This window comes from Oceaniglobus sp. K40-3 (assembly GCF_055808395.1).
In genome coordinates, this window is sequence record NZ_JBVVRW010000004.1 from 354,852 (window position 1) to 367,759 (window position 12,908).

Annotated in this window: 10 protein-coding genes and 1 pseudogene; 3 read left to right on the top strand and 8 right to left on the bottom strand. The window is 59.8% G+C overall.

Annotation, left to right across the window (positions count from 1 at the left end):
• Window positions 1–5 precede the first annotated feature (5 nt).
• The 8 genes and pseudogenes from AC0L7P_RS21110 to AC0L7P_RS21145 all read right to left on the bottom strand — a co-directional run bounded on the left by AC0L7P_RS21110 (window position 6) and on the right by AC0L7P_RS21145 (window position 8,868).
• Window positions 6–995, bottom strand: a complete 990-nt coding sequence (locus AC0L7P_RS21110; protein WP_473436084.1) for an ABC transporter ATP-binding protein — start codon at window positions 993–995, stop codon at window positions 6–8.
• A pseudogene (locus AC0L7P_RS21115) lies at window positions 988–1,997 on the bottom strand (ABC transporter ATP-binding protein). Before AC0L7P_RS21115 ends, AC0L7P_RS21110 begins: the two are co-directional and overlap by 8 nt.
• A gap of 1 nt (window position 1,998) precedes the next feature.
• On the bottom strand, window positions 1,999–3,144 hold the full coding sequence (locus AC0L7P_RS21120) for an ABC transporter permease (RefSeq protein ID WP_473436085.1): 1,146 nt from the start codon (window positions 3,142–3,144) through the stop codon (window positions 1,999–2,001).
• Window positions 3,141–4,124 carry an ABC transporter permease gene (locus AC0L7P_RS21125; protein WP_473436086.1) on the bottom strand — a complete coding sequence of 328 codons (984 nt, stop codon included), beginning with the start codon at window positions 4,122–4,124 and terminating at the stop codon, window positions 3,141–3,143. Before AC0L7P_RS21125 ends, AC0L7P_RS21120 begins: the two co-directional genes overlap by 4 nt.
• A 78-nt stretch (window positions 4,125–4,202) precedes the next feature.
• Window positions 4,203–4,553: a hypothetical protein gene (locus tag AC0L7P_RS21130; protein WP_473436087.1), complete on the bottom strand. Its 351-nt coding sequence runs from the start codon at window positions 4,551–4,553 to the stop codon at window positions 4,203–4,205.
• Window positions 4,544–6,103, bottom strand: a complete 1,560-nt coding sequence (locus tag AC0L7P_RS21135; protein WP_473436088.1) for an ABC transporter substrate-binding protein — start codon at window positions 6,101–6,103, stop codon at window positions 4,544–4,546. Before AC0L7P_RS21135 ends, AC0L7P_RS21130 begins: the two co-directional genes overlap by 10 nt.
• 76 nt (window positions 6,104–6,179) lie before the next feature.
• Window positions 6,180–7,334 (bottom strand): mandelate racemase/muconate lactonizing enzyme family protein, encoded by a 1,155-nt coding sequence (locus AC0L7P_RS21140; protein ID WP_473436089.1) that lies wholly within the window; start codon window positions 7,332–7,334, stop codon window positions 6,180–6,182.
• Window positions 7,335–7,347: 13 nt separating this feature from the next.
• The gene (locus AC0L7P_RS21145) at window positions 7,348–8,868 is read right to left on the bottom strand and encodes a sulfatase family protein (protein ID WP_473436090.1); all 1,521 of its coding nucleotides are present in this window, start codon (window positions 8,866–8,868) and stop codon (window positions 7,348–7,350) included.
• Window positions 8,869–8,991: 123 nt separating this feature from the next.
• Between AC0L7P_RS21145 and AC0L7P_RS21150 the strand changes: the two genes are divergently transcribed.
• The 3 genes from AC0L7P_RS21150 to AC0L7P_RS21160 all read left to right on the top strand — a co-directional run bounded on the left by AC0L7P_RS21150 (window position 8,992) and on the right by AC0L7P_RS21160 (window position 12,906).
• Window positions 8,992–10,281, top strand: coding sequence for a sugar ABC transporter substrate-binding protein (locus tag AC0L7P_RS21150; protein ID WP_473436239.1), 1,290 nt, complete (start codon window positions 8,992–8,994; stop codon window positions 10,279–10,281).
• 82 nt (window positions 10,282–10,363) lie between these two features.
• Window positions 10,364–11,875: a sugar ABC transporter ATP-binding protein gene (locus tag AC0L7P_RS21155; RefSeq protein WP_473436091.1), complete on the top strand. Its 1,512-nt coding sequence runs from the start codon at window positions 10,364–10,366 to the stop codon at window positions 11,873–11,875.
• Window positions 11,872–12,906, top strand: coding sequence for an ABC transporter permease (locus AC0L7P_RS21160; RefSeq protein ID WP_473436092.1), 1,035 nt, complete (start codon window positions 11,872–11,874; stop codon window positions 12,904–12,906). The genes AC0L7P_RS21155 and AC0L7P_RS21160 overlap by 4 nt, the downstream gene beginning before the upstream one ends.
• Window positions 12,907–12,908 lie beyond the last annotated feature (2 nt).

The window sequence follows — 12,908 nt, forward strand, 5'->3', positions numbered from 1 at the left end:
CACGATCATATCTTGCCCGCGTGGTGGCACAGCACATCCGCACCGTTGATGGTGCGGACCGGCGGGCGGGTACTGCGGCACAGGTCCGTGGCGTGCGGACAGCGCAGAGCAAACTGGCAGCCCTTGGTCGGGGCGGTCACATCCACAGGTTCCGCCCCTGCCCCGGCCTTGCGGCGGCGCTGGCGTGGGTCGGCCACGGGCACCGCCTGTAACAACGCGCGGGTATAGGGGTGCTGCGGGCTGCGAAACAGGGTCGCGGTATCCGCCACCTCGACGAACTGGCCGCGATACATCACCGCCACCCGGTCACAGATATGTTCCACCACCGCAAGATCATGAGCGATGAATACAAACGTCAGCGCGAATTCTGCTTGCAGATCCTGCAACAAATTCAGCGTCTGCGCCTGAATGGACACGTCCAGGGCCGACACCGCCTCATCGGCGACCACCAGTTCGGGATAGGTGGACAGGGCGCGGGCAATGCCCAGGCGCTGACGCTGGCCGCCGGAAAAGGCGTTGGGATAGCGGTGCATGAACTCGCGGCGCAGGCCGACGTTTTCCAACAATCCGCCGACCCGTTCCGCCAGCGCCTTGCCCTTCAGCCCTTCGGATTTCTGCAAGGCCTGTCCCACGATGTCGATCACCCGCAAACGTGGATTGAGAGAGGCCTGGGGGTCTTGAAAGATCATCCGCAGCTTGCGCCAGACCTGCCGCAACTGATCGGTCGGGGCGCCGGTCAGTTCAACTTCTGCCGCCGCTTTCGGGCGAAATCGGATGCTGCCACCGCTGGGGTCCAGCACACGCAGGATACAGCGGCCCAGCGTGGTCTTGCCGCTGCCGCTCTCGCCCACGATACCAAAGGTTTCGCCGCGGCGCACGTCAAACGAAACCGCATCCACGGCAACAAATCCCTTGGCCGGTTTGGACAAAAGACCGCCCTTGGTGCTGCCAAAGGACATGGTCAGATTGCGCACCTCAAGAATGGCATCAGACATCGGCATTCTCCATGTCGTGCAGGAAACAGGCCACTTCGCCACCTTCGACGGGCTTTAACCGGGGTTCATGCAGGTCACAGGTGCCCTGCATGAACTGATCGCAGCGGGTGCGAAAGGTACAGCCGGACGGCCGCGCCAGGGGTGCGGAACCATGCCGCGAATGGCAGGCAGCCGGGCCTTGGATGTCATTCCGATGCGCGGCACTGAATTCAGCAGCGCGCGGGTATAGGGATGGCGGGGCGTTTCGAACAACCCGTAGACATCAGATTTTTCAACGATCCGGCCCATATACATGACTGCCACATCATCGGCCACCTCGGCCACCACGCCAAGATCATGAGTGATCAGCATGACCGCCATCCGGAACTCTTCTTTCAGTTCCGCAATCAGGTCGAGGATCTGCGCCTGCGTCGTCACGTCCAGCGCGGTGGTCGGTTCATCCGCAATCAACAGCCGCGGCTGACAGGACAACGCCATGGCGATCATCGCCCGCTGCCGCATTCCGCCTGACAGCTCGAACGGATAGGATTCGAACCGCTCTGCCGGGCGCGGAATGCCGACACGGGCCAGCATGTCGATGGCTTCTGCCTTTGCCTCGGCCCGGGTCACGTTGCGGTGCAGGCGAATGGTTTCGGTAATCTGCCTGCCGATTTTCTGGATCGGCCCGAGCGAGGACATCGGCTCTTGAAAGATCATTGAAATGTCGCTGCCCCGGATCGAGCGCAACGCCCGTGACCCGGGCCGCGCGCGCGCCAGATCGACGGTGCGCCCATCGGCGGCGTGATAAAGGATACTGCCCCCGGTGATCCGCCCCGGCGCATCGACGATGCGCAGGATGGACCGGGCCAGAACCGACTTGCCGCAGCCGGACTCTCCCAACAGGCAAAGCGTGCGGTTGGGCAGAATATCCAGATCCACCCCTTCGACCGCCTTCACCAACCCGTCGTCGGTAAAGAAATGGGTCTTCAGCCCGCGAATCTTGATCATTGGCTGGTCTGTCATGTCAGTTTGCATAGGGATCTGCGGCATCACGAAGGCCGTCTCCAAGAAAGTTGAGGGCAAGCACCGCCGTCACGATGACCGTAGCGGGCGCAATCAGGAGCCAGGGCGCCTCGATGATGGTGCGGATGTTCTGTGCCTCTTTCAGCAAGGTGCCCCATGACACGATAGGGGGCTGCAAGCCGATCCCGAGGAACGACAGCGAGGTTTCCGCAAGGATCATCAGCGGCACCGCCAACGTCAGCGAGGCGATGATGTGGCTGGCGAAACTGGGGACAAGGTGTTTGCGGATCACCTCCCAGTCGGACAGCCCGTCCAACCGCGCGGCGGTGACGAAATCTTCGTGCCGCAGCGACAGGAACTTGCCCCGCACCTCACGCGCCAGAGTCGTCCAGCCGATCATCGACACGATCAGCGTCACAACGAAATAGGTGTGCAAGGGCGGCCAATCCAGCGGGATCGCGGCGGCCAGACCCATCCAGAGCGGGATCGTGGGAATGGACCGCAGGAATTCGATCAAGCGCTGGATCGCGGTGTCGATCCAGCCCCCGTAATAGCCCGAAATCCCGCCAAGGCTGACACCCACGATCAGCGACACCACCACACCGACCAGACCGATGGACATGGAAATCCGTGTGCCCATGATGATCCGGCTCAGGATATCCCGGCCCAGCCGGTCAGCGCCAAAGAAATAGACCCTTTGTTTCGGATCCTTGGCGCCAAAGAAATGCCGGTTTGTCGGGATCAGCCACAGCAGGTTGTATTCATACCCTTTCACGAAAAAACCCAGCGGGATCACCTTTTCCGGGTCTTCGACGAAATGACGGCGCTTCGCTTCGCGGTCGATTTCCATTTTCTGGCCGCGGGCGTGCAGGATGAACCGGCTTTCGCCATTCTCGCCGGGGGCGAAAAAGTGGATGCCCTGGGGCGGCGCAAAGGGCGCGCGGGTGTTGGTTTCAAGGTGGCTGGCCGGGCTCAGGAATTCACCGAAAAGCGCGACCACATAGATGATCCCGACGATGAACAGGCTGAAATAGGCGATCTTGTGCCGGCGGAACTGCCGCCACATCAGCGCCCAGGGGCCAAGCAGGTCAGGTGCCTTGACAGAGTCCGCCGCCTGAACCTCGGGAGTGGAATTGATGGCTGTCATTGGTAACGTATCCTCGGGTCAACCCAGGCAAGCAGGACATCGGACAAGAGCGTGCCGATCACGGTCAGCATGCTGACGATCAGGATCAGCGACCCGGCAAGATACATGTCCTGCACCAGCAAGGCGCGCAGCAAAAGCGGCCCGGTGGTGGGCAGGTTCATAACCACCGCGACGATGATTTCACCCGACACCAGCGTCGGCAAAATCCACCCGATGGTCGAGATGAAGGGGTTCAGCGCGACGCGCACGGGATAGCGCAGCAAAAGCTGGAATTCCGACATGCCCTTGGCGCGGGCGGTAACGACATATGGGCGGTAAAGCTCATCCAGCAGGTTGGCGCGCATGATGCGGATCAGTGCGGCCGCCCCGGATGTGCCGACCACGAACACCGGCATCCAGATATGTTGCAACAGACTGCTGAACTTGGCCCACGACCACGGCTGATCCAGATATTCAGGGCTGACCAGCCCGCCGACCGACTGGCCGAAATATTTGAAGGCCACATACATCATGACCAGCGCCAGCAGGAAATTCGGCACGGCCAACCCGATAAAGCCAAGCAGGGTTGCGACGTAATCGCCCACGGAATATTTGCGCACCGCCGAATAGATGCCGATGGGCAGCGCGACGACCCAGATGAAGATCAGCGTCAGGATCGAGATCGCAAAGGTCCAGCCCAGTCTGTCCCAGATCACCTCTGTCACGGGAACGTTCTTTTCGAACGAAATGCCGAAATCGCCCTCAAGCAGGATGCCGGTGATCCATTTCCAGTATTGCAGGTACATCGGCTCGCCCAGCCCGTATTGCTGGCGCAACTGTTCGACGACGGCGGTGTTGTCGACACCGGCCTCGCCCATCTCGGCGGCCAGCGTGTCCAGATAGTCGCCTGGCGGAAGCTGGATGATGATGAAGGTCACGATGGAAACCAGAAAGACGGTCGGGATCATGTAAAGCGCCCGCCGCAGAATAAAGCCGCCCATGTTTTCTCCGTTGCGTTGCAGAGTTTGGTCGGGGCGCCCGCCGGGAGGAGGAGCGGGCGCCCATGAGGGTACTTCGGATCAGGGCAGGTTGACACCGCCCTCAAAGTACATCTGCGCGGTATAGGGCGCCGGGAACCAGAGCTGACCAGAGATCGGCAGCGGGTCCGGCACATTGCGGACATTGTTCCGGGCGATACCGAACACCGGGTCGGTGTGGATCATGCCGATCGTAAAGAACTGCTCGGCCTGCATGTCCAGCATTTCAAACATCAGTTCTTCCTGACGTTCCGGCGTCGCGGCGGCGCGAATTTCCTTGTACTTGTCAAAGATATCCTTGACCGCTTGCGGCGGTTCCTCACCTGTTGTCGGGTCCAGGTTCCAGGCCGCCCATTCCCGCGCCCAACTGACCGAGTTCGAGATCATCGGCATATAGCACATGGGCGAAGTATAGATATCGGCCTGCCCCCCGAACAATTCCACAGGTAGCCGTCGAAATTGTTGGAGGTGTGCAATTCGATCAGGCGTGACCGGTCGGTGGCGCGGATCTGGAAATCCAGACCGACATCGCGGGCATAGCCCTGGATCAGTTCCATCGCGTCGGGGAACTGCATCCCGAAAACATCCGCCACAAGAAAGATCAGCGTGAACCGCTTGCCGTCCGGGCCAAGACGAAAGCCTTCGGCATCCTTTTCGGGCAGCACCTTGTCCAGATATTCGTTGGCCAGGTCCGGATTATACTCGGTGTATTGTTTCTGATATTTCTCACGGTAAAAGGTGCTTCCGCGGCGCGGTGACACCTGCGCCGGTTCGCCCGCGCCAAAATACAGCAAGTCGATGATTTCCTGCCGGTTCATGGCATAGCTGACGCCGATGCGGAAATCCTTGTTGCCGATCACCTCGCGCTTTACCGGGTCGGTGTGGTTGAGGTTCATCATCGGGATCATGCTGTTGCCCGGCAGATCGGCCACGTCAAAGAACCGGTACTTGCCGCGTTCCATGTTGTCGGTCAGCGCCGCCTTGTTCGACGGCCGCCCGATGTGGCGCAACATGTAATCAATTTCGCCGTTGAAGGCCTTGAGCAGGATGGTTTCCACATCCTCGACCTGATCATAGGTGATGCGGTCGATATAGGGCAGTTGCTGTCCCTCGCTGTCGACCTTGTAATAATAAGGGTTGCGCTCTGCCACGACCCGGTCGGTTGAACCATACGCGTTGGTCAGGTGCCAGGCGTGCAACGTCGGGCGGTCCGGGTTCTGCCAGAACAGCGGCGTATCCATCGGCCCGGCCTTGAGGTTGAACAGTTGCACCCAGTCGCCTGCCGTCGGCTCTGCATCCACCAGCGCCTGAATGTCGGGGTTATATTTCGGCATGAACTGGCTGAGGTAATGCTTGGGATAGGCCGTCGGGTGATAGCCAAAGCCATAGGCCAACCCTTGCAGGAACAGCCCGTTCGGTGCGCCGAAATCGAACTCGACCGTCAAATCGTCGACCTTTGTTACCTTGACCGGGCCGTTCGGGCCGACAAAGGTGGCGTCCTTGTTCGGGGTCAGGGTGGGGTCAGTAAAGACATCCTCATACCAGAACATGATATCATCAACGGTGAAGGGCGCACCGTCTGACCACTTCATCCCGTCACGCAGGGTAAATGTGAACGTGGACGCGTCATCGGACACGGTCCAGGATTTCGCGATGTTCGGGCGCACCTCTTTCCAGTCCGGCGACCAGCGCACCATGTTGTCGCTGCCGATGGTGCGAACCAGATTATGCTGGTCGCCACCGCCAAGGATCGCGCGCCGCAGGGTGCCGCCGTATTCGCCCGGCCCTTCGATCACGTCCATCACCAGCGGGTCCGCCGGCAAACGCTCGTCGATGGGGGGCAGCGTGCCATCCGCGACCTGTTGCGCCAGTTGCGGCGCCTCTTCCCAGGCAAACGCCTGTCCGGCCACCGCAAGCGCGATGACACTGGCCAGGGTCGTCATTCTCCTCATTCTCGGCATTGTTTTCCTCCTCCTTGTTGAACTTCTGCGTTGCCGACCGGTGACCGGTTTATCGATCTTACCAGTTGGTGACAGATCCATCAGGCCGCCACAGGTGCGGTGGCTCGACGTGTTGGGGTGTGGTGGCGCGGATCTTGTCCTCGTCCACCTCGACGCCCAGACCGGGCCGGTCGGGGACGGTATATGTGATGCCCTCCAGCGGGATCTGAACGGGAAACAGTTCGGGATCGTGAAAGCCAAGATCCTCGGTCGGGCCCTGCCGGGTTTCTGCCCAGCTGAAATTCGGCACCGCTGCGGCCATGTGGATTGTCGCCGCCGTGCAGACCGGGCCCAGCGGATTATGCGGCATCAGATCAATATAGTGGCGTTCGCACCAGCCCGCGACCTTCATCGCCTCGGTGAAGCCGCCGATGTTGCAGATGTCCAGACGCATGTACTGGGTCAGGCCTTGCTCGATATAGGGCGCGGCCTGCCATTTCGACGCGAATTCCTCGCCCACGGCAAAAGGGATGTTGGTCATGGCCCGCAGGGTGCGATAGGCCTCTGGCGTCTCGCAACGGATCGGTTCCTCAAGGAAATCCAGCGTCCCGGCAGGCAGGCGGTTGCAGAAATCCGCCGTTTCGGCAATCGACAGGCGGTGATGCAGGTCGATCCCAAGGCACAGGTCCGGGCCGAATTCCTCGCGCAGCGCGATAAGCTCTTTCGTTGCGCGGTTCAGGTTCTTGCGCGGGTCAAAAACCCCGTCGCCGTTGAACTCTCCGGTATAGATGCGCAGGCAATCCCATCCCGCACCCACCAGCACCCGGGCCTTGGCGATCAGCGTGTCCAGATCACTGGATTGCGCGCTGGGAAAGGTCGGGATCTCATCGCGCTGTTTGCCGCCCAAAAGTTGGTAAACCGGCACGCCCAGACGTTTGCCCAGAATATCATACAGCGCGATATCAATGGCCGACATGGCAGCGGTCAGCACACGCCCGCCTTCGAAATACTGACTGCGATAGCTTTCCTGCCAGATGCGCCCGATCTGGTTGGAATCCTTGCCGACAAGGAACGCCGCAAAATGCCGGATCGTGGTGGCAACCGAATCTTCGCGTGCGGACAAACCGGATTCGCCCCAGCCGATCAGCCCGTCATCAGTGGTGACCTTCACAAGCAACTGATTGCGGATACCCACACGGGCCAGCAGCGGTTCGATAGCGGTAATTCTGGACATATACAAAGGCCTTTCAGTGCCAGCCGACGCGCGGCGCGACGGGGATCATGCCGGGACGGTTCGCCGCGATGCTCGCGGTCAGCCGGTCGCGCGTGGCGGCGGCGGATTTGTCGTCCCAGAGGTTGGTCATTTCGTGGGGATCGGCGGCAAGATCGTATAGCTCGCCTGCCCCGCTTTTCAGATCAATGGACAGGCGGTGCGAGGCAGACCGTACCGTGCGCAGGTCAAGGTCGACGCCGCTGCGCACCGGGTCCACCTCCCATTCATTATGGGCCACGTCACGCGTGGCGCCCTGCATGACATCGGTGAGCGATGTGCCATCGTCGTCACTGACGCTCAGGCCTGCCAATTCCGCCATGGTCGCCCGCAAATCCAGTGTGGACACCGGCGCAGCATGGCGCCCCCGCCCGATTCCCGGCCCCGCCATGACCATCGGCACACGCAAAAGCCCATCGTACAGCATCGGACCCTTCAGCAGCAGCCCGTGATCGCCCAGCCATTCCCCGTGATCGGACGTGAAAATCACGATGGTGTTGTCCAACCGGCCCTGGGATTCCAGGTAATTCAGAATGCGCCCGATTTGATGGTCAATTGCCGTGATCATGCCATAGTAAACGGCAGTCACATCGCGCAGGTCGCGTTCGTTCAACGCGCCATCATATCCCCAAAAGGGTTGATTCCCTGCATGGTCGCGCTTCTGGTTGCGCCGTACCGGGCTTTCCAAAAACGCCCGATGCCACCACGGCCGCCGGTCCAGATCCAGTTCGCGATGCGGCGGCAGGTCCACCTCTGCCGGATCGTACAATCGCGACCACAGGTCAGAGGCAAGGAACGGTGGATGCGGATCGGGAAACGACACCCAGGCCATCAGCGGTTCGTCCCGGTCCTCTTGCAGCATCTCCATCGCCCGATCACCTATCCACGATGTTGATTGCCACTCATCCTCCAGCGCTGACCGCCAGACCTGTTTGTGCCGGGTCAGCGGCGCAACCGCCTCCTTGGCCCGCGCCCAGCGAGTGCCGCCCTGCCCGTCCTGATCGAGGAAATTCTCGTAGTGCAAGGTAAAGGGTCGATCCTTCCAGCCGCAGTGATGGTGTGGGCGCAGCATCATCTCGACCCGGTCAAAGCCCATGTACGGCCCGGACCAATCCTCGGGGTAATCCGCGACCGAACTGTAACACTCTGGCTGACCTGTTGGTTCAAAGGTCTCATGCGTGGACAAATGCGCCTTGCCGATGAACCGCGTGTCATAGCCGGCACGAGAAAACACCCCGCCGAGTCCGTCCCCGGCAATTGCCGGGTCAAGGTTGCGTCCGTTGTCGCGGACGCCATGACTGTAAGGCAGCTTGCCAGTCAGGATCGACGCGCGGGCAGGCTGACACATGGGATGCGGTGTGATGCAGGTGTCGAACCGCGCGCCGCGATCAGCGATGCGCTGGATGTTCGGTGTCCGCACGCCGCGCCCGGCCCCACCGATGCAATCGCCGCGCTGTTGGTCCGTTGTGATCAGCAGAATATCCGGCGCACAGGTCATTCCGTGACTCCCGGCGCATTCGCATATGCCCGTATCGACCCCATGAATTCCTCCCGCATTCTTCCTGACCGTACGCTGTATCGACTAACGATGTTTCATAAATAGTCGACGATTTCGTTGTTGGTGTCGACTATTAAGTTTGGTCATACCAAAAATTCCAACCTAACCATGTGCACCGAAAGGAAACTTTTATTTTCATTCTGCTGCGACCACGGGCGATTCATGGCGCGCGCGGCAGGCCTGTCTGAGCTGCGGAGTCGCAATAAAAATCATCTGTTGACAATAATTTCACAATGCGCAAAAAATATCACGAGCTGCAAGAATCTTCAGAGGAGTGGAGATGCTTGTGGTCAAGGGAGCATGGACGAACACAGTATTCGTCTGATTTTGGGAGAGACACAGATGCTTACGAGAAGAGGACTATTGGTCGCGTCACTGCTGGCGACGACCTTTGCGACGCCCGCAGCTTTTGCAGACAACGGAAAGCGCATTGCGTTTTTTGTGTCGGATTTGTCGAACGTATTTCACCAGTCGCAAGCCGCCGAAGCGCAGCGTTATGGCGCTGAGAAATACGGGGCCGATGTTGTCATTTTCGACGGTCAGGCCGATTCTGCGGTGATGACGCAAAACGTCGATCAGGTGCTGGCAGGTGGGTTTGACGGTGCAACGCTGCACATCTGGGATGCCGAAGCGGCCACCCCGGGCATCAATGACGCCCTGAGCGAAGGCGTCGCGATGACATCCTTCTTCAACCCGCTGGGCGACACCGGCATTCCGACCGCGCGCAGCAATGAGGCCGAAGTCTCGTTCGAGATGGGCGCGCAGATGGCGACCGCCTGGAAAGAGGCGAACCCCGACAAGCCGATCATCATGGTGCAACTGGGCTGGCCGAACCACACCGAAGTGATCTCTGGCCGCACCAACCCGTTCGTCGAAGGTGTGTTGTCGGTCGCGCCGGATGCGGAAAACCTTGGTGCGCTGGATGCCAGCGGTGGTCAGGAGGCCGCGAAGCAGATTGTCGTCGATCTTTTGACCCAGCGCCCCGAAGTGAACCTGATCTATTCCGAAGCGTCGAACCTGACGGTCGGCACCATGGCGGGCCTGAGCCAACTGGGACGCGGCAAATTCGAGGATGGCAAACCGCTGACCGAAATCGTTGCCAGCGTCGATTTCGATTCAGTTGAATTCGGTGAGATCTATGATCCGAATTCCAGCCTCAAGGTTTCTATGGGTCTGCCGCCGGTCGAAACCGCCCGGGGCCGTGTTGATCTGGTTATGGATGTAATCAATGGCGATGTCGCGATGACATCGGATCCGGCGGAAGAGTTCTTTTACAAGGCATACACCATTTCCTATTGGTCAATGCCCAAGGAAGAAGCTCAGGTTTGGCTTGATACGCAGTTCGGCAATTAACTGAAATCGAAAGGCGGCCCCGGAGGTTCCCGTTGGCCGCCTTTCTGTCAGTATTCGCCAATCAACCCGCAAGGAGAACGCTGTGTCCGGCCCAGCCGATACCCCCATTTTGTCCGTCCACGGTCTGACCAGGGATTACCCCGGTGTCCGCGCCGTCGATGACGTGAGTTTCAGCATCCAACGCGGTGTCGTGCATTGCCTTATGGGCGAGAACGGGGCCGGTAAATCCACGCTGGTGAAAATGCTGACCGGTGCGCTAAAGCCAACCAGCGGCAGCCTCAAGGTGAACGGGCAGGATTATGCCCCGTGCAGCACCCAGGACGCCCGCGACAACGGCATCGCCACCCTGTTTCAGGAATTGCATGTGGTCGACGAACTGACCGTGCTGGAAAACCTGACATTGGGAATGGAGCAGAGCCGCTTTGGCATTCTGGTGCGGTCCGGTCTTGAGGACCGCGTGACCAGAACGCTGGCCGCGATCGAGCCGTCGATTGATCCGTCTGCGCGGGTCTCGTCGCTTAGTGTGGCGCAAAAGCAGATTATCGAGATTTCCCGCGCGGCATCCTCCGGTGCGAATGTCATCATCATGGATGAACCCACAGCGGCCCTGTCCGAACGCGAGGTAGAGCGGCTGTTCGGCGTCATCGGACGCCTGCGCGAGGCGGGCGTCACCGTGATATATATTTCACACAAACTGGAAGAAATCTTCACGCTCGGCGATTCCGTGACCGTCTTGCGGGACGGCAAGCACATCAAGACCTGCCCCTTGTCCCAGATCAATGGACGGGCGCACCTGATCGAACTGATGATCGGGCGCAGTGTGCTGCATGATTATCAGCCGCGCGCCTCTGTCACAGACGAATCTGTGCTGGTTGTCGAGGGGATGACCAACGCCTTGCTCAAGGATGTGTCGTTCGAGATTAAAAAGGGCGAAATCGTCGGATTTTACGGCCTCGTCGGCGCCGGCAAAACCGAGATTGCGCGCGCCGTGTTCGGGGCAGACAAGGCGCAAGGAACCGTGCGTTTCAAGGGCCATCCCGTTGGCAATACACCCAAAAAGGCGATTGCCGCAGGCATCGCGCTTGTCCCCGAAGAGCGCCGCACCCAGGGCCTGTTCACCAGCATGACAATCCGCGAAAATATTCCCGTGATGAACCTTGAACGGGTGTCGAAACACGGTGTGTTTGATGGTGCGGTGGAAATCAAAGCCGCAGAAGATTTTCGCAAGCGCCTGAACATCGTGACCCACTCGATCGAAAAACACGTGGAAAAACTGTCGGGGGGCAACCAACAGAAAGTGGTGCTGGCGAAATGTCTGTTTTCCGAGGCCGGGCTTTTGTTGCTGGACGAACCGACACGCGGCGTCGATGTGGGGGCAAAATCCGAGATTTATGACATTATCCGCGGGCTGGCGGATGCGGGCAATTCCGTCGCCGTGTTTTCGTCAGAGCTGGAAGAGGTGCTGGGCCTGTGTGATCGCGTCTTTTTGCTGTTCGATGGCGCGCTGGAGGATGAAATTGTGAACGGGCCGGACGTGGACGTGGCCCATATCCTGAATGTCGTGACCGGTGGTCGCGAAGAGGTGGCCCGATGAGTGATATAACTGACATGGACCCCGTAAAAGCCAAACCCACGATGCGCCGCGCTCTCAGCGATGAGATGTTCATCGCGATGTTGGTTGCTGGCGCTGCGGTTGTATTGTTCATCCTTGCATCTTTGCTGGTGCCGAATTTCTTTCAGCCGCTGAACATGCTCAATCTGGTCACCAACAACTGGCCTGTGATCTCGCTCGGGATCGGAGTGACGTTTCTGTTGGTGTCGGGCAATTTCGATTTGTCTGTGGGCGGGGTCGTGGCCCTGTCCGGGGTTCTGGCGGTGTGGTTTGCACAATCGACCGGTGGGGGAAACCCGCTGTCAACCGGATGGGGAATGCCCTATTGGCTGGCATTTTTCTGTGCGCTGCTTGGCGCGCTGGCCATAGGGGCGTTGAATGCGCTCTTTGTGGTGCGGTTGCGCATTCCGTCGATTATCGTGACATTGGGCACAATGATGCTGGCGCGTGGCATTGCACAGGTCATCACCCACGGATCGCAGCGCAACACGAACCTGCCACAGGATTTCGGCCTGCTGGGCAATCTTTCGGTCTTTGGCGCGTCGGTCAAGTTTCCGGTCGTGGTGATGGCGGTGTTGTTGCTGGTTGCGATTTTCATTGAACGGCGTTCGGTATTCGGGCGGCTGACCTATTGGACAGGGGCCAATCCCGTGGCGGCGACGTTGTCGGGCATCGACCGCGCCCGCCATGTGACGCGGTTGTATCTGGTCAGCGCGGGGATTGCGGGCATTGTCGGTATTCTGCTTGCCTCGGAATTCAAGTCCGGCTTTTCCAACCGTGGTCTGTTGATGGAGTTCGACGCGCTGGTGATTGCATTGTTGGGCGGCGTCGCCATTGCGGGGGGCTTTGGGTCGGTGGTCGGCATGTTCTTTGGCGCGATCATTCTCGCAGTCGTCACCTCGGCCGCGACCGGGCTGGTGCTGTCGCCGGACTGGCAATTCATCCTCAAGGCGCTGGCCGTTTTCCTTGCCATCGTGGCGCAAACCTGGGCCTTGGCCCGCCGTAACAGGTGACC